The following is a 26,676-nucleotide window of genomic DNA, read 5'->3' as shown; positions in this document are numbered from 1 at the left end:
CGAATCAGAGGATGTTTTTCGCCTTTATCCCTGAAAAATCAAGGCTTTATGTCATTTTTCTTACTGCGAAACTTGAGATAATAAAAAAAACGTGGCCTGACGGCTCACGCTTTCCGACTCAGAGCGTTATTCACAAACTCTTCTAAGGCTGACCAAGAGTGAAAATAGTTTGAACGTAATCCGTCTCTAGAATGAACCACACCAGAGGTTTTTCCATCAAAGTCGGCCAACGGAACGGCAACAAAACACCGTTCCTCAACATTATATCCGATGATTACATCAACCTCTGAGGGCTTGTAAGCAACCTGTTTTCCTGTCTCAATATTGGTACTTGAAACCTCAAGATTATAAACCGGCGTAGGTGAGTTTTTATATTCAGGATCGCGTTTCAGATTCTTTACTTGAACCTTTATGCAAACACCGTTTTTCTCAACAATTAAATCGTACTTCGATGCTCCAGATAGTGGCTTGCTTACGTTGTAGCCTGCTAACAATAAAAACCCAGCAACCATTACTTCCCGAGCATCTCCCAAGCTCCGAATACTTGCCACTAGAATCCCTCCAAATATTTGATGTTTTTATCATTCGATGCGCATGAAATATTTCCTTCAGAAGTTATTTTCTTTATATAAACTACGTCTTCCAGTGCTTTTGATTCGGCCAATTTCTCATTATGTTTTTGTCTGTTTATCTTTGATTAGCAGTCCGGTTGCTATACATTCGCCCACCCTATATACCACCAGACCGAGAAGTCGACTTTGTTCAAGATAGAAAATGCCTTCGGCTCGGTAAAATCGGTATCACGACTTTGCCACCACAGGTGAGGTCGCTTTTTTCGTGAGGGTTGATGGGGTTTGGCTTTGGGGATAACTTGGAGTCTTTAGGATTAAAAAGTTAATAATTAATCTCTTGCAAGAGGGGATTAACCACATGTGTTGAAAACTACTGGAGAAGATATATGAGATTTAAGTTGATACATAAGTAGAGGGGATTTTTATGGAAGTTAAATTTGAAGATTATTTAATCAGCAGTGACAAGTCACTTTTAAACTGTGAGACGATTTATATGTTCTTGGCGTCGTCATATTGGGCGAAGAATAGACCTATTGAAGCCATAAACAAATCAATTGAAACATCGCTTTGTTTTGGTGTTTATCATGGAAACAGACAAATTGGATTTGCTCGAATCGTTTCAGATTTTGCAACTATGTACTGGTTAGCAGATGTCATAATCGATGAAGAATACCGTGGCAAAGGTATTGGTAAAAAACTAGTAGAAACAATTCTAACTAGTGAAGATTTAAAAGGTCTAAACGGGATTTTAGGGACACTTGATGCACATGGACTGTATGAACAATATGGATTTGTGAAAAATGCCGATAGATTCATGGTAAAAAGACCGGTATAGCGGCAGATTATTGATCGCCGATACTATTTACCGTTCAAGTCTTTCAAAAATCAAGCCGGAGATTATACATGATATTGTTTGCGCTATCTCTATTTTTTATTTTTGAAAATGTAATGGCCCACCTTCGACTTGAGACCCGTCTGTGGTATGAACGGTATAGTTGGTCCTTTTGAGAGGCGTAGGAGGGCGAGGTGGAGGGGCAGATTTTTAGGAAGACCAGAAAATAAATTACTGCTATTACCAGAAAAAGAAGGATTTTGTGATATCACCTGCGAAGTAATCAGCGATTTTACGTGTCATGGGGGGAGATCATGAGGTCCTTTCTCTTTAAGGCTATAGTGGCAACGATATTAGCTGCGATCGTGATATTAATTGCGATAGTGATTAAAGCCATACGTGGTGGTCGATCTGGCCGTGGCCAAACGGAAGGGAGGGGCTAGGGTGAGGCGTTGGTTCATTTATCTCATAACCGGAATTGTGTTTGGAGTATTTGACTTTTACTATCATGGTTTCTTATCCAATCTAATGCATCTACAAACTTATTCCAGTCTCGCTGGTGAGATTACCTGGTTAGTGTTGAGTATTGGTATCTGGGTAGTACCTATTGTTCCTATCGCTTTATACGAGGCAAAAATCTCCCGATCAATGCTGCGGTCGGCCTTAGCCAACAGCTTAACTTGGTCTGCCGCCATTGTTTCTTATTACTTGACCAATGCGGTTCAACTTGCATTTTTACCAACTAGACAAGAGTTACATTTCTCAAATCACAGCACACCGTTTTTCTGGGATAATTGGAAGAGCGTAATTTGGGATGATATTATTCTTGGAGGCATGGTTGAATGGATTGTTGTTGCTGTGGTCGGCGGATTCATTATTGGATTTTTGATTTGCTTTATTTATAACCGCATTATGAAAACTCGTACTGTACAGAAGGAGTCGATAGAAGCTTCTGAAACTAATCCGCAAAATCTCTGAAGCTAGCAGGATAGGAGTGAGTATTATCAAAAGACTTATAACTCTTATATCTTTGTTTGTTATACTTTTAACGGGTTGCGATTTTACTCCTAAATTGACATGTGAAAAAACTGATATAAAACATCAAAACAAGAGGGTTATTGACTTTATCAACTTACATTCCAAAGAGGATGGAGTATTTCTTTTAGAGAATAAGGATACATATTATTTGTATATTAATAATGTTATCAGCTACCAAAGCAATAAGATTCCAGTGGTTTCAGATGTTAAAGTTGAAAGTAACGATGACGAACTCAGGATTTTTTATAATGAAGATTATAATGATTATAAACGTGAGGGTATAGAGTCAAGCGTATTATATAAGATATCGCTAAATAAAAAATACGACTCTATGTATGTGTATAAAAACGGTAAAAAAACATACTTCAACTCGATTGACGTTGAATAATGAGAGTGGTTTCTCGCGATAATATAAAGAAAGCGTCCGGCCCTATATAGCCAAACGCTTGTTTTGAACTTATTGTTGATTTTGTTGTTGTTGTTGCCAAGCTTTTTGACGCGCATCTCTGCCCTCAATCCCTTGCTGCCGTTCTTCTGGAGATAGAGTCTTGCCCGTACCTTGCCATGGAGGTGCAGTCCCATTTTGTTGTAGGTGCTGTCCGTTCCCGATTTGATTATTGCTAGCGTCCGACTGTGATTGATTTTCTATCGTTTTTTGTGTAGGTATAGAAGGGTTTTGGGCGGAACATCCAATAACTAACGGGATAATGAGAAGACTTGCGAAACGTTTTAGAGCCACGAACAAAGAAACACATCCTCTTGAAAACTTTATGCGGGAGTATTAATTATTCTTGGCTTTGTTGTTGCTGTAATTGTTGTAACCAAGCTGCATGTCTGGCTTCTCTTCCTTCAAACCAAGCTTGCCGATCTTCCGGGGATAGCGTTCTACCCGTGCCTTGCCAGGGCGGAGGAGTTATATTTTGAGTTTGACAGAGTCCCATTCTCAGTCCGTGCCCTTGACCGTTACAAAGACCTTGAGCTTGGTAACCTGTTGCCATAGCACTGCTCCCGTTACCTCGCATACCCATTCTTGCATCTGCAGGCCCAGAAAGGCTCACGATGCTGACGAGTAATGTAGCTCCGAGAGCTGTAGCAATAATTTGCCTTTTCATTGTAATACGACCCTTTCGATTAATTTATCCGTCCACCCTATTATCTCACTACTTAGTTTCAATTGTTTTACAGTTTCGTTACAATTAGGTGACAAATATTAGCTCATACTCACTTCCTGCCGCCAAAACTTTAACTTCCTACCAGTAATTTCCTCTCGTATTTAATTGCGTTAAATCGGATTAAGAAACAGGGGCTAGAACAAATAGAACAACCATCGTCACCAACAACGAAAAACTTCTAACTTAAAGCGTAGACCCTATCGGGCCTCGTTAAATCATTGCTTGGTAGAAGAAAGGATTAACTTAAGGGAACACAGCATGAAAAGCCCGCCGAGTGTGGTGGGGTTTTCTTGTTTTAAACGGGCCTGTGGTTCGGAGGACTACAATTGTTCTGCAGTTTTATTGGGTAATTGACCGAAGCTCACTGTTGCCCACCGGGGGAACAGAAGCGAGCGAACATAGAAAGGATGATCTGCAGTTTTGGGGGCTGTGTTGCTGTTGAGGGGTATGGGGGTGCCTGAGAATTAGATATAAAGAGCATTACCAACAAAAAAGCCGCCCGATGAAGGGCGGACAATCTAAATTGCTATCTAATTGTAGGTAAATCCCGGTCTAGTTGTGAGCGGCCATTATAGGCATGCGAATGCCCAAGAATAAAACTTGTACGACCTCTCATTCTATGAAAATGTTCTCCACCTCGAACACGAACTGGCGGACCAGTGACATTGGTAAAAAAGTGTACATGATCAAGACTTAAAGTTGTACTACCGAAAAAAACGTGTCTGTGACCAGGAACGTCAGCTTTATACGTGGTAAAACCAGACATCCGATGTCGGTGATTTTTAGCTCGATTAGTCAAGAATGAGAATCTGTGAGTATGCAGCATAGACATTCCCTCCTTTCCAGAATTATCAACCCTTTATACCTTATTCTGGAAGAGATTGCGAGGTGAATGCCTAAGGCAATATACGTCCCTAGGGTGTTAAATTTAAGGAGAATATTACTATTCTGTCATCGTTGAACTTTGGATTTCGTCGAGAGTAACGATCGTATATCCTTTTTCCTTTATTGAAGTAATAATGTAATCCAGGGAATCCACGACGGGTTTGGAGTTACCGTGTAAAAGAATGATTGCCCCGGGATGAATTTGTTTGACGATGTCTTCTTGAACTTTTTTTGTTGTCGCTAATGGAGACCAATCGTCAGTGGCTATACTCCAGAACACAGACTGAAACCCGAGATTTTTCGTTGCCTCTAGGCTATTTCGGCTAAACTCACCTTTTGGCGGACGTAGATATTTTGTTTTATAATCGCAGCCTGATGCAAGTTCGATATCTTTGTTTAGTACCATGATTTCTCTCGTCAGCTTATCTTGAGTAAGACTCGGTAAACTTGGGTGGTTCCATGTATGATTCCCGACCGTGTGCCCTTCTGCAATGAGACGTCTTAATAGTTCTGGTTGGGTTTTTACCCAGTGCCCACACAAAAAGAAAGTGCCTTTGGCATTGTGCTTAGCCATGATATCTAAAATACGAGGAGTTGCCCCTTCAAGTTCATAACCCATATCAAAAGTAACGGCGACATATTTACGACTAGTATCTCCAATATAAAAGGCACCATTTTTTTTTAATATCGACTTTAACCAGTCAGGAACAAATGGAGGTTGCTCATCTTTGGTTTTAGCAATTCCCCAACCATACTTTCTATTGGGATCTTGACTTTCGACGGCTTTTGATACTTCCTCAATTGGCCAATCATATTGTTCATAAATTCGTGTTAATTCGAAAAGTCCGTATCCAATAAAGCCTAATAATGCGATTAGTAATCCTAATAATTTAAATTTTCTATTCTTCAGAGTAATTCCTCCATTCCAAATAGCCCTTCAGAAAGTACTATGCATATATGGAATGGATTCTTACAGGGATACACTGGTAATCATCGTATTCGCATACCAACAGACTATACTTTCGAATAGGATAACAGTACAACCCCTCGTTTCTCAGAGCCACTTCGTCGACCTTTCCGAAGAAGCCAGTGGGGGTGAGCGGTTGTATTTTGTCACCAAGGTAAAATCCTGCACTCTATTTTTGAATAATGGTATCGACCGTTACAAAATCATATCCATGGGAACGTAATTGATCGATCATTTCGGGTAGCGCTTCAACGGCTGCATTCAATTGTCCGGGTATGGTCGCCCTGCAGTGTTGTAAAATAATACTTCCCGGTGTAACCTCTTTCTTCACCACATCAAGTATTTGATTTTTGGTTTTACCTTTTAAGTCACGACTGTATATCGACCACTCAATTACTTTATATCCCATGTTTTGTAGTTCCTTTATTATAGTTCCGTTGATAGAACCATATGGTGTTCGAAATAATCTAGTCTTCAGTTCCGTGATACGGTGTATCTCATTCTCTGTTAATTGTATTTCGTTTACCAATTCAACCGTAGATAAGTTGGGTAGCTTTGGATGATCCCAAGTATGATTCCCGATTCCATGGCCTTCAAGTGCGATCCGACGTAACACCTCTGGAAAGGTATTTGCCTGTTTACCGACAATAAAAAACGTAGCTTTTACTCCTTTATCGCGGAGTATATCGAGAATTCGTGGGGTGTAGAAATTATCGGGGCCATCATCAAAGGTTAATGCTACGTACCTCTTTGCGGAGTTTCCTTTATAGAATAAGGTTCCTTGATATTCTTCTTGTAGTGCCCTGGCCTGTTCAGGATTAGTATTGTAGTCCTGTAACTCTCTAACGGGAATAGTCGTATCGGGACTAGGATCAGTTACTCGTTTGAAGGGGTTTTTCACGCAAGCGGATATTATGACCGTCGTAATAAGGATAAGTGTTATGGTGCGAATATTTTTATTCATAAAATCTACGCCTTTTTAATCTTCTATGACTATATAATGTCCGTTTAATATCTCCTTCATTTACGATCGACCCTACACCGAATCGGGCCGTAATCTCTCTATTAAAAAACTCAAAAATATCTCCAGGAATGCCCAAATCCCACTTGGTTTCCCGACCCAGCAGTCAGTTTATTTTGTATTAGGGTTAGTGTAGAACAGAGGCGGATGGTTCATTATAATTCACTGTACAAGAAAACATTAGGGGCAAACCTCAATGAGACACGATTTCGTTTTTATGGGCAAGATAATACATGGGTTTATAAGAAGCAGGAGGAATCTTTATGGAGAAGGTAAAAATCCCAATCAGGCCACTCGGCCCATTTCCCACCGTATTAGCAGGAGCGGACGTTGATGGAAAACCGAACTACGCCACTATTGGAGCCTGTGGAGTGGTTAGTCTTGAACCCGTACTCTATATCTCACTTCGAAGCACTCACTATACAACCACAGGTGTCAAAGAGAATGGGTATTTTAGCATAAACATCCCTTCGGCGGACATGGTTCAAGTAACCGATTATTGCGGTATAGTGTCGGGAAAAGAAACAAGCAAGGCGAATATGTTTAGCTCGTTTTATGATGAATTAGGTAGAGCACCGATGATCAGCGAATGCCCAATCAACATGCTTTGCAAGGTCATTAAAAGTATGCCGATATTTGATTTTGAAATGTTTTTCGGTGAGATAGTTTCTGCATATGCGAATCAAGAATCCCTTACAGATGGAAGAGTTGATCCTCAAAAAATTAATCCGATGATAATGATGGGCAATAGCTATTGGAATTTAGGGCAAGCCGTTGGGGAGCTGTTTAAAGAAGGTGAGGCTTACAAGAAGTCACAAGAACAATAACCTTAAAATTTCAAATCATATCATTTTGAGTGATTATTGCAGATGAAGTAGATAAACTTCTGAAATTAATCCAAAAAAAACGCCACGAAGCCTCGCGACTTCTGTTGGCCAGTAGTAGTAACAAGCTATCCTAGGGTCCAAGAGGTCGATCGTCTTCGGGAAAAGTGTTGCCGGTTATAATTTGAAGAGCTAGCTAAACAGAAGACCGTACTTTTGCCGGTGTATCGGGAATATCTTTAGAAAAAGGAAAAGCGTGACCCAACGAGGTCACGCCTTCCCATATTCTATAACTTGAAGGTCTGTACTCGACTCTGTAATTCCTCGGCTAAGTAAGTTAGGTTTTGAGATGCTGATGCAATCTCTTCCATAGAGGCGGTCTGTTCTTGAGAAGCTGCGGCAATCCCCTGAGTTTCGGCCGATGATTTTTCAGCCAAAGTTTTTATTTGTTTCATCGATGATTGCATTCCTTCGCTAGCTAAAGAAACTTCTTCTATCAAAATAGAAACATCGTGGATCTGTTGTGTAACGCCCTCTACAAGTTTTGCAATTTTTTGAAACTGTTCTCCAGACTGATGAACCAAATGTGTACTGTTTTTGACTTCCAAGGTTCCTTTATTCATTGATTCTACGGCTTTTTTTGTTTCTGATTGAACTTCAAGAATTAAGGTACTGATTTCTTGGGTAGCTTTCGCAGATTCTTCGGCTAATTTTCGAACCTCTTCGGCCACGACTGCAAAACCTCTTCCCATTTCACCCGCTCGTGCCGCTTCAATCGCTGCGTTCAGAGCAAGTAGATTTGTCTGACTTGCGATGTTAGTAATAACATTGACAATTTGGCTAATCGATTGAGACTTTTCGCCTAAATTGTGTATAGTATTAGCCGAATCCTCTACAACAGAATTTAGCCTATCCATTTGATTCGTTACATTTTTAATTGAACCAAGACCATTTTCTGTAGCCCTAAGCACTTCTGTCGAGGAAGAACTCATTTTCGCTGAATTAACGGTTATCGTTTGTATGGCTTCCCCAATTTTCTGTCCCACTATACTCGTGTTTTCAACAGCTTTTGATGTTATTTCTACACCAGTGGCCACCTCCTGAACGTTTCGCCCAATTTGATCGGCAGCTTTTGATGTTTGTTCTGCGGATGCAGCTAATTCTTCTGATGTTGCGGCTACCTGCCCTGAAGCATGAACAACGCCTTTTACGACATCAATTTGGTTACCAATCATCTGATTAAACGATATCATTAATTGGCCTATTTCATCGCTAGATTTAACTTCTGCTTGAACGGTTAAATCCCCGTTCCCTGCCTTAATCATGAGCGATTGTAGATTTATAATTGGGTCTGAAATTAGTTTTGCAATCCATAGAGCGACAATAATTCCTAATAAAGTAGCTATTACGCTAAAAGAAATTATGATCACTTTTCCGTGCTGATAAGTTTCTACTGAACGAGCAGCGTCTTCTTTGGCCTCGTTTGCGTTGTATTCTATGAGTTTTAGCATGGTATCATTAGCTCTTACCCAAACGGGCTGAACCTCCAATAACCTCTGGTTTGTCAATTCGAACTGATTTGCCTTTCCCGCAGTAACAATTGAAGGTATCTTACTTAAAAAAGTCGACCAATCATTCATAAAGGAGTTATACAACTTTATTTCTTCATCAGTGGTTATGTATTTTTCTCGATAGATTTCCATTTGTGTATTGATTTTTTTAAGTAATGGGTTTAATTCCTCTGATTCTATTTTATCCATTTTTTGAAGATCTGTTTCTATCGCTATTAATAATAACAGCCTAGGAACGTCCGACACAGCTCCGTTTAACCATCCACCATCTTCTAGACTTGGTACTGAAGAATATTTGATTTCATATGCGGAGTCTCCCATATTTCCCATATTCCAAACAGCTACCGTACTCGACACTATCATTAATAAAATGATTGAAAGGAACCCAGCCAGTAATTTCTGTTTTAAACTCACTAAAAGCCCTCCTTTTTTTATTATTGAAATCACGTTCATTAATTAGAACAGTTTAAATTTTAACATAATATCGGGGCGAGTGTCATTATATTTTAAGTTTTAGAGGTGTAATATTTGGAAAATTAATTCATGTGTGATATGAACCCGAAAAAAAACGGTTACCGGCGAATACCGATAACCGAGGATTTCAGGCCACAAAGCTGTAAGGAAATTTGATTATGCAAATATGGGATAGAAATTGTGTTGCCATTTTGAACGTTTTATTGTCTTACAGGTTTTTTTCTAACAGACTCCGCACCTGAGCATTAGTTTTAGCACCAACAGATTGATCAACCACTTGCCCGTTTTTGAAGATCAACAACGTCGGGATGGACCTGATTCCGTATTTGGCAGGAGTATGTCTATTCTCATCTATATTGAGCTTGCCTATGAGGGCTTTGCCATCTAACTGGTCAGCTAACTTATCGATGATCGGAGTCATCATCTTGCAGGGACCACACCAGTCTGCCCAAAAGTCAACTAGGACCGTTTTATCCGCTTCGAGAACAGTCGATTGGAAGTTTTCATCAGTCAAGGTCAATACGTTTGCACTCGCCACGATTTCGCCATCTCCTTTAAGCAATATTATTCACACCTATTTAGCTTCACAAGGACATCAACCATGTCTTCCAACTCTTATTCCTGGTCGCCGGAATATTTTGTAGACATTTTTGGATATGGTTCATAGTGATCAGCGTTCCGACACGGTTAATGATATTCATATTTCATATTCACTCAAGCCTTATGAAATGATTAACTAAAATTGTTAAAATAAAATCATTAAAAAGCGTTTTGCTCCTGTATCTGCCAAAAACGCTTTTTTCTTTTACCGTGTCAGCAATGGGGAAAGAGTGAATGTACAATCAAGAATATTCAAAAATTAACTTGAAAGAAGTTATAATTAGCTGGATAATAATTGAAAGTATCTGATTTTTAGGGGTGATGTCGTTGACTAAAGAAACCAAGCGACAAAAAGTGAGTGATAGTCTATCAAACGAACATTCTCCCCTGCCAAAGATAAGCGTATCTGAGTTAGTCAACTTTTACAACCTTACTTCAGATTTACTGGTTGTTTATGATTTAGAATGGCGAGTCATTACTGTCAACTCATCGACTGAAAGATTGTTTGGGTATACTCCTGAAGAACTTATTGGCATAAACAGCAAGAATTTTTATTCATCCAGAAGACAGGGATGAGGCAATAAAAATCATAGAGATGAACATCGGTGAGTCGAAGCCCATCTTTAACACCAGTCGAATAATGTGTAAAGATGGTAGTTATAAATGGATTGAATGGAGCAGTATTCCTGTATTAGAGGATGAAAAAGTTTTCGCCATAGGTTCTTTTTTTTACGTTGAAACGCAGGAGAATAAGCTCGATGTCTGTGTAGCTGTCTTGAATCCCAGTAAAAATCACCTTAAACCCAATATCCCACATAATGCCGCTATAATGGCCCATATCTTGTTCAAAGGCAAAGATAGCGCAATGGGGCGTTTACTCGATTCTTTTTTGTCTATGAACTTATCGAATAAAAAAAGTATTCAGTAAAGGCTCTGCACGTCAGGGCCATTTTACTTTTGAGAACAATTTAGATAACAGCAGCGCTCGCGTTTTTTATCCATGCAACATCTTATTCCATAGAAGGATTTGGATAAAATTTGTTGAAAATAGTTAGTAAGTATTTCTTGAAGCCATGGAATAAAGCCTGGTTTCCGAGCTCAGTAGGGGGATATTAAGTGGGAGATATTAATTTTGCTCTTTCGAAAGAATTTAGAGAATTCATTACACATAATAAAAAACCATGAGAATTTACATGGGTTCCTTGCCCCAGATGTGGTTCGAAAAGAGTTGTTTTCAATGCCAAAACCGAAGGAGTAATGTTTGTATTCAAATCTTTTTGTGGGTGATATTTATAATCGTTACGGGAATAATTCCTGGCTTAATCTATTACGCATGGCATTTTAGGGTAAACCCCTTTTTAACAAGGGACTTCCTTTGTAGGGACTGTAGATTGCAGTGGATAAAAGAAGATATGATGCCAAAGTAACGGAACCCCCATCCTCCTTAAAAGGAGCGGTCGTTTTGAAACCTAATATTCCAAACTTAATCTGGACTAGTAAAAGCAACAACCCTTTTGGAAAAATATTGATAACAATTACAGTTCTATTCACTATTTGGCAATTATATTTTAATATTTACAAATTAACAGTATAAGTATTACTACTAGAACAAGGCGACATAAATAAAAGTGCAGACGAAATACGACAGCTAATTCGAGTGAAGAAAACAGACATATAAGCTACTTTTTATTATTGGAGGAAAAATCTTTGACATCGGAAGAATCCCGCAGACTTCGTTCTGAAGTTTTTAGTTTCATTGGAAAAACAACGTTAATACTTGGAGTTCTTGTAATCGCTCTTATTCTCGTTGTTTTTAACAGTCTACCGGATAATGAATCGATCATTCAAAATAAACAAAACGCCAAGATTTTAATGGAAGAGTACATAAACAAAAAAGGCCACAAACGAGAGAATTTTGTGGTCTTTGAAGAAATTGAGTATAAAGAAGGGATATCTTATAACATAGTTTTCTCTGATGAACCGGATGTAACTTACCGCTATCACGTTCAAAAGGGAAAAGTCATTCAAACTATAGTTGAACCTGAGAATTACGCAAGAGATTATTTGTTTAAGCACCTCATTATGACCCCCCAACGCAACATCCGGCCAAGAGAAATAATAAAGCGTGGGCTGTTTCCACCGCCGCACGCTTAAATAAAGTCTATCGCTTAGTAAGCACCAAAGCCCATTCCGAACCCGGTGCCGAGGATGGCTATAATGATAATTAAAATAGCCAGAGCTACGATGCTATTTCCAATATAGCCCCCTGTACCGCATCCGCATGCACCCATATTTATTCCTCCTTTCTAACTAACAACCGTCACCAACGTACCCGACGCCGATAATGGCAGGATAAAAAGCTCCGATAACGATGAGAGTAATAATAAGACCGACTACGGTGGAGAATCCAACACCAGCACCCATGTGAAGTCCTCCTTTCAAAGGTGAATGAGAGTTTACCCACACTACCATTTTATGGTACGGACATCTTCGGTGTGAACGAAAAAAATGACCGCCGAGGAACTCAATCCCGGCGGTTAAGCAGTGTAGCTATAGCCATTTTGATCACCATTTTCGCGATCCCCAGTACCCACTATTACTTTATGAAAAGATCCTTTCAGAGTGAAAAAGTTGGGGTATTAAACCTAGAGGCCGATTCTAAACTTTAACTTCCCTTCCCGCCCCACAAGAGATAACTTACACCTGCTTCAAGGTAATCAGTTGATCCATGGTTAGCCAGTGGAACTTGACCACGAAGTTTCATCGTCCGTTGGATAAAGCTGAGATTCCGAAGACGAATCTTCATTCGTTACGACTCACTTACGCTACCCAACTGCTTGAGGCCGGTGCTCATCCGAAGGTGGTGCAGGAGTTGCTGGCGCACGAAAATATAAGGATAACTTTAGAAACTTATAATCACGTCTTACCGGAGGCTCGAAAAGCCCACGTTGTTCTCGATTTAAGAAGTTCTTACTGACACTACTAATCGGCGACCACGGCCCAAAAAGCCTCGTCGGTTTTTCCTTTTTCCGTTTCGGCAATGGGAAGGAGTGTGTCCTGTACTACAAGTCAGCCGCTCTACTTGTTGAGCTACACCGCCGAGTCAAGCTAAGTTTTCATCTGTGATAAAGTAAGATAGAAGCCGTAAAACCATGAGAATAGTGGAGTAAACGGGAAATTCTGAACGTGATCCGCTTTGACAATCTCGGGAACGTGTAATCTAAGTTCAATAACACGTTGATATACTGATTACAAGTCAGTTGCTCTACCAGTTGAGCTACGCCACCGAGTCAAGTTAAGTAATCTCCAATTTAGTTGGGAGCATTAATCAATAATCAGGTGGTATCTCCATGAGCAAATTGGGGGTAATGAGAATTAGTGCATACCCCCATGAATGACAAACTAGAGATGTACAATCTCGGTGTAATGAACGTTGGAACAACTGATTACAAGTCAGTTGCTCTGTTGGAAGACGGACTTTCTCTGGGTAAGATTATAGCCAATTTTTGAAAGTTTGAACAGAGAGTAAGTTATGGGATATTAGGTCGGTGTTGGTTGGGATAAGAAGGGATTGGTTTAGGGGATGCAGCAGTATAAGGCCGCCAGTTAAGGCGAGCTTTTTTGATCGTTAGATATTTTTAAGGGGGCAGCGTCGGTTCACAGTAAGGGGAACTACAGTGGGACTACAGGAGACGGAGGGGGGGATGGGGGGGAGTGAAAATTTGGTGGCAGATGAATGGTGCGTTTTTTGGGAGAGGTTCAGTTGGCATTGACCAAGTAAAACATGATATCATACAACGGACGGTACATACAGAGGCAAGTCTGAAATGGGTGAACATCTTTCGGATTTTCATTCCCACGAGGTTGTTGTTTTGCTAAAATTATAAAATGATGCATGCTAGATAGGAGGCGGACTGCATTACGATGATCACAAAATCACCGCTTCGTTATCCAGGCGCGAAGAAGAAAGTACTGAAGTTCTTTACGCAGTTTTGGAATCATCCTCACCAGGAATATCGTGATGTCTTTGTTGGTGGAGGCTCAACCTTTTTTGGGAAACCCTTGTCTGAAAATAATTGGCTGAACGATCTCGACGAAGAAGTGGCTGCTTTTTTCGTCGCGATGCGTGATTACCCAGAGCAATTGTGTGATTTAGTATTGAATACCCAACCATCAGTTCCCCTCTGGAGAAGGATAAAAGCTGAAGAACTCGAAACGGACTTGGAAAAAGGTTTTCGAACATTATTTTTAAATCGTACTACATTCAGCGGCATTTTAAAAGGAAACCCGATCGGTGGAATTGAGCAAAAAAGCAAATATACAATCGATTGCAGATGGAATCCACAGGCGTTGTGCCAGCAAATTCGGAGGTGCAGCGAAAAACTTCTAGGAACAAATATCACTGCATTGGACTTCCGAGAGATTATTACCGCACCAGGAGAGAATGTCCTTCTGTATCTTGATCCACCGTACTATCGTAAAGGGAACCTCTTGTATCGACATGGTATGTCGAACGAAGATCATGTACGACTAGCAGAAATTCTGCGAGATACTCCCCATAGTTTCTTTATCACATATGACGACTGTCCTGAAATCCGTACATTATATGAGGGATGGACGCACATGTATACCAATGAATGGTTTTATAGTAGTTCGAACAAAAAGGCAAGAGAGGTCGGACGTGAGCTTTTTATTTCAAACTATGAAATTGACAGACAAGTAAGATTTGATACAGAGGTGGAGCACCTTGTTCGAATTTGAAGATGTCTTACAAATTACACAAGAAATCCGAGAATCAGGGAAAAAGGCCAAGACCGAGGAAGACGTACGGCTTGGTACGGAAAGTATATTACGAAGGCACCTTCCCAACTTCGGAGTTGCATATGATCCCGCATACGAAGTAACCATCAGCAACGGGCGTATTGATGCATTGTTTCATCACCTTGTCATTGAATACAAGGAGCCAGGAAAGCTCGATAGTGTCAAGGCATATACTACGGCTGTTTCGCAGGCTCTTGAGTACATATCGAATCTTTCAAAGAAAAATCATGAAGAAAAATCCAATTATGTGGCCGTCATTATGGACGGTAAAAATATTGGATTTGCCCGTTTTAACTCTAACGATGAGCGTGTGATCATTGACAGACAACCGATCAATACTCACAATGTTCGGTTGTTTTTGAAATACGTTTCAGCGCTAAATTATAAGGCATTGAACTCAAAAAACCTGCTTATCGATTTTGGACCAAATGGAGATATTACCAAAACAATCGTGAGCGCTCTTTGGAACAGCTTTTGTAAATGTTCTGACGTGAGAACAACAATGTTCTTCACGGAGTGGAGGAGACTTTTTGGGCAGGTTTCAGGGTTTGGATCAAATTCAGGCCCTGAACAGACCATAGGGGCAGTTGCCAAAGGGTTCGGACTAGATATAGGAACCCAATACTCACAATTCATTTTTGTTCTCCATACGTATTATTCAATGCTAATCAAGCTAATCGCGCTTTTTGTACTTGAAAACGTCCGAGGTGGTAACACAGCAAAAAAACTTTATTTGGCCCCCTCAATCGAGGAAAAAAAGAATATTCTGTCCGAAATTGAAAACGGAAGTGCGTTCAAACGATTGGGAGTAACGAACTTCTTGGAAGGTGACTTTTTTTCCTGGTACATAAACGAATGGAACCAAGAACTTGCATATGCCGTAATCAATATCCAAGAGCAATTATATGACTATGATCCGTCAGTCCAATCTCTTATGCCTGAGGCGGTAAAAGACTTATTAAAGACCTTGTACCAGAGACTCGTTCCAAAGCAAATACGTCATGACTTAGGGGAGTACTATACGCCAGATTGGCTTGCGCAGTATGTATTGAGAAAATCAGGCTTCAAGATAAAGGACAGGGTATTGGACCCAACCTGTGGTTCAGGAACATTTCTCGTATTGGCAATACAGCACAAGATTCAGGGTATGATGGAACTGCCAAAAGAGGAGATTCTTAAACATATACTGGAAAGCGTATACGGTTATGACTTGAACCCGTTGGCGGTGATAGCCAGTAGAACAAACTATTTACTTGCTCTGGGGGATTTGCTGGAGTACGCCGATTATGACATCGAGATACCCGTATATTTGACTGATGCGATTATGTCCCCGCAGAAAGAAGCGTCAGGATATACGTATCGATTGGAGACGAATGAAGGTCCGATTGAGCTTGTTATCCCCGAAGATATCGTACAGAAAGGGAAACTTGGTTCCGTGTTGGTCGAGGTTGAAAAAGCGGTAATCGAAACATCAGAAGGCGTTATTCCAGAATCACAGGCCAAACAAAATCTTGAGGTCGTTCTTTCTGAGTGGGGATTATGCAACTGTACGGACGAAATCACCCGTCTTTATTCGGATATATTGGAGTTAGAAAAGAAGAAGTGGAATCGAATTTGGTGTCGAGTGCTGAAAAACCATTTTGCGACAGTGACGCTGAATGATTTCGATGTCTTGATTGGAAATCCACCTTGGTTACGATGGTCGAGTCTACCAGAAACGTATAGAAACTCTATTAAAGGTTTTTGCCAACAATACAACCTGTTTTCTAAAGATGTATTTGTCGGTGGGATTGAAGCAGATATCTCAACACTCGTGCTTTATTTAACTGCTGAAAAATGGCTTAAGAACCGAGGTAACTTGGCCTATTTGATCACCCGATCGGTGTTCAAAACTGAATCATCCGAGGGATTTCGAAAATTTCAGATACCGCGGAACGGAACATTTTTTCGAGTGTTGCAGGTTGAGGACTTCACAAACATAAAACCGTTTGAAGGGGCAAGCAATAAACCCTCGCTTATTTTGCTCAAAAAAGGACAGCAACCCACAACATTCCCCGTCCCGTGGATTGTATGGGAAAAAATAGACAAAAAAAATATCGGAAACGACTTTACATTGAAAAGTGCTATGAGCGGAACGAATCGAAAAAAGTATGAGGCGTATCCGATAAATTCCGATGGTGGCCCGTGGCTTACTGTTCCTCAAGCTAGTCTCGAGCACTGTGTGAAGCTAATAAGAACAAAAGAAGAGGAATATCATTATCCCGCCCGAAAAGGAATCTGTACTGATCGAAACGGAATATATTTCGGAAATATACTGGGGATACGTGGGAAAAAATATGTTATTTTTGAGAACAATGTTTCTCTTGGTCGGCAAACACTTCCTACCATCAAAACACTTTTAGAGAAGGAATTGGTTTACCCAATTGCTAGAGGTAGAGAAGTATCAGCCTTTCAATGGACGTTTCAAGGCAATTTCGGAATCGTTCCCCAGGAGGGGATGGATGGATACCCAGAAGATGTAATGAGAGCAAAGTATGGAAAAGCCCTAGACTTTTTCAAGTCCTTCGAATTTCAAGGCGTAAAAGAACTGTCGGTAAGGGGTAGCTATCGAAGATACCACGCACCTCGAAAGGCGCCGTATTATTCGGTGTGGAACGTGGGGGCTTATTCTTTTGCACCACACAAAGTGGTTTGGTCGGAGATATCGGGAAGATTCGAGGCTTGCGTAATCTCCTCACTCAAAAGCCCGTATTGGGACAACCCTAGGGTAATTGTACCTGATCATAAATTATATTTTGTTCCGTTTGAATGTGAGGACGAAGCACATTATTTATGTGCGTTTCTCAATGCACCACAAGTGGAGGACTTTGTCTTGGGATATGCGGAAAAGACACAAATCGGCGCTCACGTAACAGAATATCTTCATGTCCCGATTTTTTCGGACTCAGACCTAAGACATATGGAAATGGTTCAAATTTCAAAAGAGGCCCATGAAGGTTCGATCTCTGCTGAACAGGCAAGGGAAAAAATGAAGGAGATACTACCTAAGCTTTAGAGAAAAGCCCTACTTGTTGGGCCTTTCTCCTTTAATTTACGATTTCTGTACGATGATAAACATTCCTATTCCAAAAAATAAAGCTAGCGAAGTAGCGGAGTTTTTGAATCGTACAAAAATCGACTGGTATTGAGATGCCGGATGAGATTCTTATATCAATCAACCAGAGTTTACTATTCTATAAGGTTTCCACTGAAACATATAAGCATGGCCTGGAAAAACCCCATCACCCACTAAACTTCCAATCGGTCACGCCATTATTGGCGTGATCTTTTTTTTGCGCTTACATAGCAGATGAGTCTTTTCCAGATAAGTGGGGCGATTTTGTGGGGTTGGGGGGGGGGATAGGTGGACTCTGCAATTGTCAAGCTACAAGAATTATAAAATTCAACACAGTGAAATTTCAAATGCTCAGTAACTAGCACAAGGAATGCGTTTTTCTTTTTGTTATAGAGTAGCTACTCAAAAAAAACGACAATCTTTTTACTCTAAGACAAAATGCGACATATTTTTACAACGAAGTTTGTTAGAATATTGTTAATTCCAGACTGTTTATAGACGAAAGAGGATGAGAGTCTTAATGACTAGAAGCACTGATGTGCCCGCAAGTATAGCTGGGTATTATTTTCAAATACTATTGGCTTGCAGAGAGCTTGTTTTACTTTGTAATGGAAATTTATCAGATAAAGTTATATTAGAGAAAGGAGCTGATATAAAGTTAGTTACAGGAAACAATACTTGCATTGAGTCAAAATTTTACAAAGACGAATACTTTACACGAAACCATAAATCTGTGAGACATACGATCTATAACTTTTATAATGACTTTAAGAGCAACCTAACTAACGGAAAACCAGTGAGTAGATATATATATAAAACCAATGTAAAAATAGCTGAAGAAGATCGGTTATTTTTCGACAAATGGAATACTACAAATTTTACTACTAAAACAGATTGTCAAGAATATATTAAATTTATAAGGTATTGCGTAGTTTACGAGTCAGTCATAAGGACACCATATAAATCAAACTTTGAACATTTCAAGAAGTTAACAAAAAGGAAATTCGAAACAATTACTGAATATCTTGATATATTACTATTACATTTAGATACTTATCCAAACGACATCGGTTTATATTGCGATGCGATGGTTGAAAAAGACGTTATAAATTTTATTAATACAGTAAGGTTTCAGTTTTTTGTTGGAAGTAGCAATAAAAAACGGACAGCAATAAATAATATAAAGAATGAAATTAACTATATATTAACAGGATATAGTCCAAATCTTACCATTGATGATTGTAATAAGATAAGACATAAAATTATGGAAGATTTCTACGATACAATTGTTGATGCTAACGACAACAACGGATTGAGCGTAAAAGATTTACTTTTTAACATAAATAATCACCATATGATAAAACAAAAACACTTTGACAATACACTTATTAGTATGTTTTGTAACGTATACGAAGAGAAAATTGATGAATTAGAAACGGATTTAATTCAAGCAGAACTAATGGATGATTTCGATGGTATCCGGTCCACATTCATTCAAATAGTTGAGAAGTTCTTTGAGTGTGCAAAGAATATTAGTTTAGATGTCATTTCTAAAACTATTATAATCGGTCCGTATCCGTATGAACCTTTTATAATACTTGATCTAATAAAGGCATTAAGTGTATTAGTGTATTACAAAAAGGTTGAAATAGATAGCATTTCGTTTTTTTATCTAAACGGCATAAACAATATTAGTTTAAAAAACATCGGTGAGTTTTGCTTAAAAGGAACTCCTAATTCAAGACATACTAGAAATGTAAATGCCCTTGTTACAGCTTTTATAGAAGATATATTGAAAAAGGCTACGATTCCTGACGGAAACGAAAAAATCGTATTTAATGTTGATTCAAGAAATTGTAGACTCTGCATGTTTAAGAAAGAGGGTATTAACGACATCTTATCTAACATCGGATCATGTTATACTAACAGGTTAACTCAAGAATTACTACAAAGTCTAGATTTTAAGTGTACAGAATGTCTAAAAATAGAACAGAACTCAACATTTGTTAAAGATAATCTTGATAAGTTTATGGAGGATAATTGTAATGATACAAGTGCTTAATAAAATAGGATTGGTACCTACAGTGTTAAACATAGAAGAAAAAGACATAATAATAGCTAGTATTAATAAAGATAGAGTATTTATTATATTATCAATAAATAAACCAGAAGAGTTAAGAGAAATCTCATACTATATTCCAGGATTAAAAAAAGTAATTTTAGAAAAGGTAAATAGCAAAAATAATCTTGAATTAGCTGATGAACGATTGATCCCGATTTCTAAGATTTTATGGGATATATATATTATTGGGGTCCACAAAATTACATCTGAGTCGGCTTCTTTTAATCAATCTGATATATCCGAAATTCAAAGAGATCGTTTCGTAGCCAGAAAAATAATAATTCAATATAACGATAACGATGAGTTAGAAAAATTATTGTACAATGTAATTTGTCCCGAGAAAAAACTAAATGAATTAATAGGCAGTATCGATCCTCCGCTTGAAATAAATATACAAGATATCTTAGAAAGTTCTTATGATTATAAAAAAATTTTTAACAAGGATGTATCTGAAATCACGATTGAAGATTTATCAAGTTTCGTTGATATACTTTCCAAAGATCTAAATAAAAATTAAGGAGTGAATAAATTGTGAATCTAAAAACAGTCAAAATAAAGAATTTTCGCGGTTTTGGTGTTAATCCCATTGCAGATTCTGATGGATATTATATATTTGATGATTTAGATAAAAGTTTTGTAATATTAAATGGTTTTAACGGGTTCGGAAAAACGTCTTTTTTTGAAGCAATTGAATGGTGCTTAACGGACGAAATAAAAAGAATTAAGTTGTTTGAAGATTATTATAAAGTACTTGATTTAAGAAAAAGCCATTATCTAAAATTTTACCACTCTAAAAAAGATATTAATAGGGAAGTTTCTGTCGAGCTGGTTTTTGATAATGGATTGAATATTAAAAGAACAACTTACTGCAGCTTTCACAAAACTGAAGGTAAAGGGGATCAATATAATTCACAACTAACTGTTTCGTTAAATAATGTTGTTCAAAATGATAATAATAAAGAGCTATTAAATAGATTCATTAAGTCAGGTAAGGATCCATCGAACTTATTAAATACACATTTTCTAGGACAAGAGAACATCAACGCTTTTATAAAGACGACAGATCCCGAATCAAGAAGAGAAATTTTCATGCAACTCATGAATTTAGACGCTATTGAGTCATTATTCTCAAAGATTACTAAGCTAACAAGAAGCAAAGCTATCGGATCTAGTAAGAAAGCTATAACTCAAGAGATAAATACCCTTACAAGTCAAAAAAACGGAATAAACAGTTTTTTTAACGTCAGAGGTTGGACCAACGTACAAGAGTATTTAGATGAAGTAAATAAATTATATGATAATATCAAGAAAAAAGTTATAGAATATAACGTAAGTAATGTTACCAGCTTTGCAGAAATCAATGCGTTAAAAATAGAGAATGAAACAAAATTCTTTGAAATATTAGAAGCTAATCGTGAGTCTTTACAAAAACAGAAAATTAAATTACAAGCTCGTTACGAAAATCTAATATTAATTAATAGCTTCGTTTACAAAATAAAAATTCTGACAAACATACAAAATCTCCTATTAAAACAAAACAAGTTAAGTTTTCTTTATAATTTTCAATATGAAAAAGAGGAAAATAATAAAGTTAACAAGTTGGCTGAGATAACAAAACTTTCAAAGGAAGAACAAAATAATAATAAATCATTAACTTTGTTCAATATTTTCAGAAATAAAGTAGGAATCTTTCATAGCGGATGTGACTTGAAGAAAAACGAAATAACGGATCTCCCCAATATTATTACTGACTTAAAAGAACTATGGAATGAGTACAATTCATTAATTACTAAACATGAAAAAAGTATAAAAACAAGTGTCATAGACATTGGTGCAATTTTTACGAATTTAGAAAATATAAATATTGAATACAATAAATTAGATTTAACAAAAAAATCCCTCCTTAATATTCTGAATACTCATAGAAAACACCTGTCGGAATTATCAACCCTAAACAACGAATACAACAAAGCGTTACTTTTTGTAAAAGAATATATTTTAAACTATAATTCCAAAATTGCTCATTGTCCCATTTGTTTAAACACAAATTTTGATGGTTCAAAATACAAAGAAATATTTAATAATCTACAAGATCAATCAATTCATGAAAAAATTATTGCTATTATAGAGTTTTCTTTGGCTAACGGCGATAAATCGGTTCTTGATGAGGAAAAAAGAGTTACCGAGGTTGAAAAAAAGCTTATTTCCGCCAATGCCGAGATTAAAGAAAAAGTTTTATGTGTTATTAAAGTAATAAACGAAGTTAAGTCTTATATAATTAAGGATATTGATACAATAAGTAGTTCTATATCAGAAAGACAAAAAATAATCGCTACGAATATAGATAGTATAAATAGTGAAGTACGACGCATTGACGGATTCTTAGAACGGGTTAAACAATATCAAATTCAAATATATGGAGACGAGTTAAAAGAGTTTGTAGATAAAACAATAATAGATAAAGATCTGAAGGAGATAAATAAAGAAGTTAACTCATATTGGAATCAAGTGATAGTCAAAGAGATTCCTCAAATCTCTTTAGAATTAGATGTTATTGACAATACTTTAAAATCCTTGAAATTAAAAGAGGGAGTATCTGACTTTATTACGAATGGTGAAAATCGACTTGTTCAACAAATAACTGAACTTCCTCAAAACATTGCTAACGTTTCAAAAACTATAGACCTATTAGATAATATCATACTGTATAAAATACCAACTGAATATAATAGTGTGTTTTTAGAGATCTCGACCGTAGAAGAAAAAATCAAAAAGTTAGATAATAGAGGTAAACTAATTGAAGTTATTGAAAAGATAGTTAAACAGTTGGCCGAGAACATTTCTCGCTTTCAAAGAACAGCAATTGAAAAACAACTCATGCACCATCCAATTATAAACTGGATATATAAATCTATTAGTCCACATCCCTATTTCTCTGAAATAATGATATCGAATGACGGAAATGGAGCATCTTTCAAAGATTCTAACAATGAGATTTTTCTTGACCAAATTTTCAGTACCGCTCAGTTAAACGTTCTAGCACTTAGTATATTCTTGGGACTTGGTATATCTCAAAAATATACTCACATCAATCAACTCTTTCTAGATGATCCCATACAAAGTATGGATGATGTAAACGTCTTAGCTTTTGTAGACGTTTTACGAGCTATAATGGATTCGAATCTTAATCAGAAAAAAATTATTATCTCTACTCATAACGATGATTTTTCTAAATTATTAACAATTAAAATGCGTAATAGAAACTTTGTTAAATACGATTTTGTAAGCTACGGTGATGAAGGTCCAATAATTCGAAAAGTCGTTTCTAACGTAATATAAATAATTGTAGAGTTTAATAGATCTAGTAGATTAAAAAGTAACTTGGTAGACATCATCTATTAAGCATAGGTTAGATTATTACTTCAATTATAAATCAGTTGTACCCCTCCCCCCACAGCCCACCTATTGAATAGACAGGCAGTTCAGCCCATCGTGGCCGGACTGCTTTATTTTTTTCAAGGACGGTGGCCAATGACAGCAAACCTCGGTGAACTCACGCTAGACACCATCCACCACATGGACATCAACTACGGCCTCAAACTATTGCCAACCAGCTCCATCGACCTTATCATCGCCGACCCACCATACGGCATCAATTATCGTAGTGGCAGTCGCAAGCGAAAGTTCACCGCAATCCAAAACGATGACATCATCATGGCCGACTGGTTGGCCGATGCATTCCGGGTGTTGAAAGACGGTGGTGCTTTTTACTGCTGGACCCGATGGGATGTCTACGTAGCATGGTACCACCGCATCTCTCAATACTTCACCATCAAGAACTGCATCGTCTGGCAAAAGAACGGCGGGGGAATGGGTGATCTTCGTGGAGCCTACAGTCCCGCTCATGAGTTTCTGATTTTCGTAGTGAAGGGACGCCACATATTGAATGGAAAGCGAATTTCAGATGTATGGGCTGTGCCTCGCGATCCGGCAGTAACCTACATCCATCCCACGCAAAAGCCGGTAAAGCTGGCCGAGATGATTATTGAGAAGTCATCACAGCCGGGTGATGTCGTACTTGTCCCGTTCTGCGGTAGCGGGGGAGATTGTGTGGCTGCAAAGCGGATGGGGAGGAGGTTCATTGCGTTTGAGATTGAGAAGCAGTACGTGGAGGCGGCAAATATTAGGTTGGAGGAAGCAGCGTAAATAAAGATAATTCTCACATAGGTGTAAAAATCTCTTAACAAATGTTGATTATTTCTAAGATTAGTTTACACTTGAACAAGGGATTCTGAATAATTTGGGGAGAGGTTTCGGAATGGCTATCACAGATGTAAGGATTAGAAAAATCTTTCAAACAGGTGCTATCAAAGCTATTGCATCGGTTACTATTTACGACTCTTTTGTTATCCATGATATCAAAGTCGTCGAAGGACCAAACGGGATATTTGTAGCCATGCCGAGTCGAAAGAGACCAGATGGGAGCTTTTGTGATATCGCTCATCCGATTACCCAGGAATCTCGAAGCTTACTTTTAAACGCGGTACTTCGTGCGTTCGAAGCAGCATAATCAAGTTAACAACATCTGGTATTCAATTCGCAGATTACAACATCATACAATAAACTGTAGAGATAAAAATAACAATCCCAGGCTATAATCTCGACGATCATTACCTCGTTCGTTTCAAATTAAAAAAAGTGGCTTTTGCCAAGGGGAGTGCATCGTTTTTTGAAAGCCGTGATTATGGCCGGTGGAGTGGGTTCCCGGCTGCGTCCGCTGACGGACACCATGCCGAAACCAATGGTTCCTGTTCATGGTAGACCAGCGATGGAGTATGCTGTTGATTTATTAAAAAAACATGGAATAACTGAGATTGCCGTAACACTGTGCTATTACCCCGAGATAATCATGAAATATTTTGGTGATGGAACTCAATTTGGTGTACGGTTTCATTATTTCATCGAGAATGAACCACTTGGTACCGCTGGCTCTGTGAAACAGGCCCAGCAATTTCTTGATGAAACGTTCTTAGTCATTAGCGGGGATGGAATAACGAATATAAACTTATCGAAAATCATTGAGTTTCATCAGAAAAAACAAGCGCTAGCGACAATGGCATTAACCACGGTGGACGATCCGACTCAATTTGGAATTGTAATTACCGATGAGAACGGTTATATTCGTCGATTTATTGAAAAACCAAAACCGGAACAAGTATTTTCCAACACCATTAACGCAGGAATATATGCCTTTGAACCCAGTATCTTCGATTATATCCCAAGTGGTTTTTACGACTTTTCAAAGCAATTGTTCCCGCGACTGTTAGAAGAAAAGTTACCCTTGTTAGGCGTAAATGCCAAAGGTTACTGGAAGGATATTGGCACGATAGAACAGTACAAACAGGTCCACCTCGATATTAATAACGGTTTGGTTTCCAACGAATTAAGAGTTGCAATCTAAACAGCATACATCAACCAGGCTGGACAGATGTTCACCTGGTTTTTTGCTTTCCCAGCAGTGGAGAGCGTAATCACCACAGCCATACCTGTTTCACCATGTGTTCCGATAGAATCCATTGGTGATATAATTCCATAAAGAATATAACAGCAAGCTACACGTGGCCACGCAGCCCGCGACGTGGCCAACCCAGCCGTGCGGCAGCTGGGCGAGGCGAGTGCGGGCCGGGATTGGATAGCGTGTTTCATCCACGGATAATCTGACTTTATTAATGAAACTAGCGGTAAGCCGTTTCCCGTATGTCCGTTTGGACAATCGGCCGTATGTCCGTTTGAACAACTGGCCCATATGTCCGTTTGAACAACCGCTAATAATTTCCCATATGTCCAAACGGATAATGTAACAAGAATAACATAATGAACTAACGGTAACTAAGTAATCTACGGTATCTAACGTAACTAACCAGTAATATAGAGACCAGATTTCCCATATGTCCGTTTGGACAATCGCTAATGATTTCCCATATGTCCAAACGATCAATGTAACTAGAACAACGACATAACCATAGATTACTGTGGTTCTTAACGGTATATAGGTAACTGTACTAGACACTGTAGTTAACTGTCCCTCCCACTGAACAGCACCCCACAGCACCTTACAGCAATCATACCGTTTTTAGCGTAAACATGAAATAGAGGGATACTGGCGGCAATTCCTGTAAGTCACTTGTCACAACTGCGATCTTTTGGGTAACAAAAAACAGTCTGGACCGCATTGGCCCAGGCTGTTATTATTTTGGCTATGTTTGAAAATTGGAGGGTAACAATGTTCGTAAATTACACCTATAATGCCACGGTCACGAGAGTGATAGATGGCGATACATTCGATGCTGATGTTGACCTCGGCTTCAACGTCATTATAAAGGAAAGGTTCCGATTGTACGGCCTGAATGCGCCAGAGATTCATGGTGAGGAAAAGGGTAGGGGAGAACGGGCTAGACAATGGTTGGCTGGTCAGATCGAGGGCAAGTTCGTTACCGTCAATTCCGTTCGGAAAGAGAAGTATGGGCGATGGCTGGCTGTTGTTAATTCTGCGGGGAAGAACGTGAATGATGAGATGGTCGCTGAGGGATTAGCCTCGAAATATCTCTTGGAAAAATAACAACAAGGTTGTCGAAAAAATACATATTTTGTGATAAGATGAA

At 38.5% G+C, this 26,676-nt stretch carries 26 protein-coding genes; 17 read left to right on the top strand and 9 right to left on the bottom strand.

Annotated features, from left to right (window positions below; translation table 11 throughout):
• Positions 1-104: 104 nt before the first annotated feature.
• Positions 105-551, bottom strand: a complete 447-nt coding sequence (locus GJ688_RS12955) for a group I intron-associated PD-(D/E)XK endonuclease (RefSeq protein ID WP_155476975.1) — start codon at positions 549-551, stop codon at positions 105-107.
• A gap of 445 nt (positions 552-996) precedes the next feature.
• On the opposite strand from GJ688_RS12955, the gene GJ688_RS12950 reads away from it, so the two are divergent.
• The 3 genes from GJ688_RS12950 to GJ688_RS12940 all read left to right on the top strand — a co-directional run bounded on the left by GJ688_RS12950 (position 997) and on the right by GJ688_RS12940 (position 2,830).
• The gene (locus tag GJ688_RS12950; RefSeq protein WP_155476974.1) at positions 997-1,407 is read left to right on the top strand and encodes a GNAT family N-acetyltransferase; all 411 of its coding nucleotides are present in this window, start codon (positions 997-999) and stop codon (positions 1,405-1,407) included.
• Between the two features lie 441 nt (positions 1,408-1,848).
• Positions 1,849-2,382, top strand: a complete 534-nt coding sequence (locus GJ688_RS12945; RefSeq protein WP_155476973.1) for a hypothetical protein — start codon at positions 1,849-1,851, stop codon at positions 2,380-2,382.
• 16 nt (positions 2,383-2,398) lie between these two features.
• A complete protein-coding gene (locus tag GJ688_RS12940; protein ID WP_155476972.1) occupies positions 2,399-2,830 on the top strand; it encodes a hypothetical protein in 432 nt (143 codons plus the stop codon).
• 69 nt (positions 2,831-2,899) lie between these two features.
• Here GJ688_RS12940 and GJ688_RS12935 read toward each other — a convergent pair whose 3' ends face one another.
• The 5 genes from GJ688_RS12935 to GJ688_RS12915 all read right to left on the bottom strand — a co-directional run bounded on the left by GJ688_RS12935 (position 2,900) and on the right by GJ688_RS12915 (position 6,430).
• Positions 2,900-3,181: a hypothetical protein gene (locus GJ688_RS12935; RefSeq protein ID WP_155476971.1), complete on the bottom strand. Its 282-nt coding sequence runs from the start codon at positions 3,179-3,181 to the stop codon at positions 2,900-2,902.
• 46 nt (positions 3,182-3,227) lie between these two features.
• Positions 3,228-3,554 (bottom strand): hypothetical protein, encoded by a 327-nt coding sequence (locus GJ688_RS12930; RefSeq protein ID WP_155476970.1) that lies wholly within the window; start codon positions 3,552-3,554, stop codon positions 3,228-3,230.
• A gap of 586 nt (positions 3,555-4,140) precedes the next feature.
• Positions 4,141-4,440: a YmaF family protein gene (locus tag GJ688_RS21585; RefSeq protein WP_170291951.1), complete on the bottom strand. Its 300-nt coding sequence runs from the start codon at positions 4,438-4,440 to the stop codon at positions 4,141-4,143.
• A gap of 117 nt (positions 4,441-4,557) precedes the next feature.
• Complete coding sequence (locus GJ688_RS12920) at positions 4,558-5,160, bottom strand: polysaccharide deacetylase family protein (RefSeq protein WP_328597369.1); 603 nt, start codon at positions 5,158-5,160, stop codon at positions 4,558-4,560.
• 475 nt (positions 5,161-5,635) lie between these two features.
• Positions 5,636-6,430, bottom strand: coding sequence for a polysaccharide deacetylase family protein (locus tag GJ688_RS12915; protein WP_155476967.1), 795 nt, complete (start codon positions 6,428-6,430; stop codon positions 5,636-5,638).
• Positions 6,431-6,750: 320 nt separating this feature from the next.
• Here GJ688_RS12915 and GJ688_RS12910 point away from each other — a divergent pair, with 320 nt between their 5' ends.
• Entirely contained in the window at positions 6,751-7,314 is a 564-nt protein-coding gene (locus GJ688_RS12910) for a flavin reductase family protein (RefSeq protein ID WP_155476966.1), read from the top strand.
• Positions 7,315-7,598: 284 nt separating this feature from the next.
• Here the strand turns inward: GJ688_RS12910 and GJ688_RS12905 are convergent, their stop codons facing one another.
• Positions 7,599-9,296: a methyl-accepting chemotaxis protein gene (locus GJ688_RS12905; protein ID WP_170291950.1), complete on the bottom strand. Its 1,698-nt coding sequence runs from the start codon at positions 9,294-9,296 to the stop codon at positions 7,599-7,601.
• A gap of 268 nt (positions 9,297-9,564) precedes the next feature.
• Positions 9,565-9,894, bottom strand: coding sequence for a thioredoxin (trxA, locus tag GJ688_RS12900; RefSeq protein WP_170291949.1), 330 nt, complete (start codon positions 9,892-9,894; stop codon positions 9,565-9,567).
• Between the two features lie 389 nt (positions 9,895-10,283).
• Here trxA and GJ688_RS12895 point away from each other — a divergent pair, with 389 nt between their 5' ends.
• The 3 genes from GJ688_RS12895 (at position 10,284) to GJ688_RS12885 (ending at position 12,110) form a co-directional block, all read left to right on the top strand.
• Positions 10,284-10,532 (top strand): PAS domain-containing protein, encoded by a 249-nt coding sequence (locus GJ688_RS12895; protein WP_170291948.1) that lies wholly within the window; start codon positions 10,284-10,286, stop codon positions 10,530-10,532.
• Positions 10,533-10,551: 19 nt separating this feature from the next.
• Positions 10,552-10,884 carry a PAS domain-containing protein gene (locus tag GJ688_RS12890; RefSeq protein ID WP_155476962.1) on the top strand — a complete coding sequence of 111 codons (333 nt, stop codon included), beginning with the start codon at positions 10,552-10,554 and terminating at the stop codon, positions 10,882-10,884.
• Between the two features lie 779 nt (positions 10,885-11,663).
• A complete protein-coding gene (locus GJ688_RS12885) occupies positions 11,664-12,110 on the top strand; it encodes a DUF3139 domain-containing protein (RefSeq protein WP_155476961.1) in 447 nt (148 codons plus the stop codon).
• A gap of 14 nt (positions 12,111-12,124) precedes the next feature.
• Here GJ688_RS12885 and GJ688_RS21040 read toward each other — a convergent pair whose 3' ends face one another.
• Positions 12,125-12,247 carry a hypothetical protein gene (locus tag GJ688_RS21040; protein WP_268892070.1) on the bottom strand — a complete coding sequence of 41 codons (123 nt, stop codon included), beginning with the start codon at positions 12,245-12,247 and terminating at the stop codon, positions 12,125-12,127.
• Positions 12,248-12,684: 437 nt separating this feature from the next.
• Between GJ688_RS21040 and GJ688_RS12880 the strand changes: the two genes are divergently transcribed.
• The 10 genes from GJ688_RS12880 (at position 12,685) to GJ688_RS12835 (ending at position 26,633) form a co-directional block, all read left to right on the top strand.
• Positions 12,685-12,933, top strand: coding sequence for a tyrosine-type recombinase/integrase (locus GJ688_RS12880; protein ID WP_155476960.1), 249 nt, complete (start codon positions 12,685-12,687; stop codon positions 12,931-12,933).
• 947 nt (positions 12,934-13,880) lie between these two features.
• Entirely contained in the window at positions 13,881-14,717 is an 837-nt protein-coding gene (locus GJ688_RS12875) for a DNA adenine methylase (protein WP_155476959.1), read from the top strand.
• Entirely contained in the window at positions 14,704-17,832 is a 3,129-nt protein-coding gene (locus tag GJ688_RS12870; RefSeq protein WP_155476958.1) for an Eco57I restriction-modification methylase domain-containing protein, read from the top strand. Before GJ688_RS12875 ends, GJ688_RS12870 begins: the two co-directional genes overlap by 14 nt.
• A gap of 580 nt (positions 17,833-18,412) precedes the next feature.
• Positions 18,413-19,954, top strand: a complete 1,542-nt coding sequence (locus tag GJ688_RS12865; RefSeq protein ID WP_155476957.1) for a hypothetical protein — start codon at positions 18,413-18,415, stop codon at positions 19,952-19,954.
• The gene (locus tag GJ688_RS12860) at positions 19,938-20,531 is read left to right on the top strand and encodes an ABC-three component system middle component 1 (protein WP_155476956.1); all 594 of its coding nucleotides are present in this window, start codon (positions 19,938-19,940) and stop codon (positions 20,529-20,531) included. The genes GJ688_RS12865 and GJ688_RS12860 overlap by 17 nt, the downstream gene beginning before the upstream one ends.
• A 14-nt stretch (positions 20,532-20,545) precedes the next feature.
• Positions 20,546-23,353 carry an AAA family ATPase gene (locus GJ688_RS12855; RefSeq protein WP_155476955.1) on the top strand — a complete coding sequence of 936 codons (2,808 nt, stop codon included), beginning with the start codon at positions 20,546-20,548 and terminating at the stop codon, positions 23,351-23,353.
• Positions 23,354-23,545: 192 nt separating this feature from the next.
• Complete coding sequence (locus GJ688_RS12850) at positions 23,546-24,220, top strand: DNA-methyltransferase (RefSeq protein ID WP_155476954.1); 675 nt, start codon at positions 23,546-23,548, stop codon at positions 24,218-24,220.
• Between the two features lie 112 nt (positions 24,221-24,332).
• The gene (gene spoVG / locus GJ688_RS12845) at positions 24,333-24,584 is read left to right on the top strand and encodes a septation regulator SpoVG (protein ID WP_155476953.1); all 252 of its coding nucleotides are present in this window, start codon (positions 24,333-24,335) and stop codon (positions 24,582-24,584) included.
• A 168-nt stretch (positions 24,585-24,752) separates the two neighbouring features.
• Positions 24,753-25,475, top strand: a complete 723-nt coding sequence (locus tag GJ688_RS12840; RefSeq protein WP_328597368.1) for a nucleotidyltransferase family protein — start codon at positions 24,753-24,755, stop codon at positions 25,473-25,475.
• 822 nt (positions 25,476-26,297) lie between these two features.
• On the top strand, positions 26,298-26,633 hold the full coding sequence (locus GJ688_RS12835) for a thermonuclease family protein (protein WP_170291947.1): 336 nt from the start codon (positions 26,298-26,300) through the stop codon (positions 26,631-26,633).
• Positions 26,634-26,676: the final 43 nt, after the last annotated feature.

The organism is Heliobacterium mobile, from assembly GCF_009720735.1.
Classification (GTDB): Bacteria; Bacillota; Desulfitobacteriia; order Heliobacteriales; family Heliobacteriaceae; genus Heliobacterium; species Heliobacterium mobile.
Note: the sequence above shows the minus strand (reverse complement) of the source record. Positions and strands in the feature narration are given on the sequence as shown.

Bases quoted from the DNA above. Each gene is read 5' to 3' on its own strand.
- GJ688_RS21040 (WP_268892070.1), bottom strand. From the start codon at position 12,247: ATGGGTGCATGCGGATGCGGTACAGGGGGCTATATTGGAAATAGCATC.
- GJ688_RS12910 (WP_155476966.1), top strand. From the start codon at position 6,751: ATGGAGAAGGTAAAAATCCCAATCAGGCCACTCGGCCCATTTCCCACC.
- GJ688_RS12835 (WP_170291947.1), top strand. From the start codon at position 26,298: ATGTTCGTAAATTACACCTATAATGCCACGGTCACGAGAGTGATAGAT.
- GJ688_RS12875 (WP_155476959.1), top strand. From the start codon at position 13,881: ATGATCACAAAATCACCGCTTCGTTATCCAGGCGCGAAGAAGAAAGTA.
- GJ688_RS12950 (WP_155476974.1), top strand. From the start codon at position 997: ATGGAAGTTAAATTTGAAGATTATTTAATCAGCAGTGACAAGTCACTT.
- GJ688_RS12930 (WP_155476970.1), bottom strand. From the start codon at position 3,554: ATGAAAAGGCAAATTATTGCTACAGCTCTCGGAGCTACATTACTCGTC.
- GJ688_RS21585 (WP_170291951.1), bottom strand. From the start codon at position 4,440: ATGCTGCATACTCACAGATTCTCATTCTTGACTAATCGAGCTAAAAAT.
- GJ688_RS12850 (WP_155476954.1), top strand. From the start codon at position 23,546: ATGACAGCAAACCTCGGTGAACTCACGCTAGACACCATCCACCACATG.
- GJ688_RS12880 (WP_155476960.1), top strand. From the start codon at position 12,685: ATGGTTAGCCAGTGGAACTTGACCACGAAGTTTCATCGTCCGTTGGAT.
- GJ688_RS12915 (WP_155476967.1), bottom strand. From the start codon at position 6,430: ATGAATAAAAATATTCGCACCATAACACTTATCCTTATTACGACGGTC.
- GJ688_RS12865 (WP_155476957.1), top strand. From the start codon at position 18,413: ATGACTAGAAGCACTGATGTGCCCGCAAGTATAGCTGGGTATTATTTT.
- GJ688_RS12890 (WP_155476962.1), top strand. From the start codon at position 10,552: ATGAACATCGGTGAGTCGAAGCCCATCTTTAACACCAGTCGAATAATG.
- GJ688_RS12860 (WP_155476956.1), top strand. From the start codon at position 19,938: ATGATACAAGTGCTTAATAAAATAGGATTGGTACCTACAGTGTTAAAC.
- spoVG (WP_155476953.1), top strand. From the start codon at position 24,333: ATGGCTATCACAGATGTAAGGATTAGAAAAATCTTTCAAACAGGTGCT.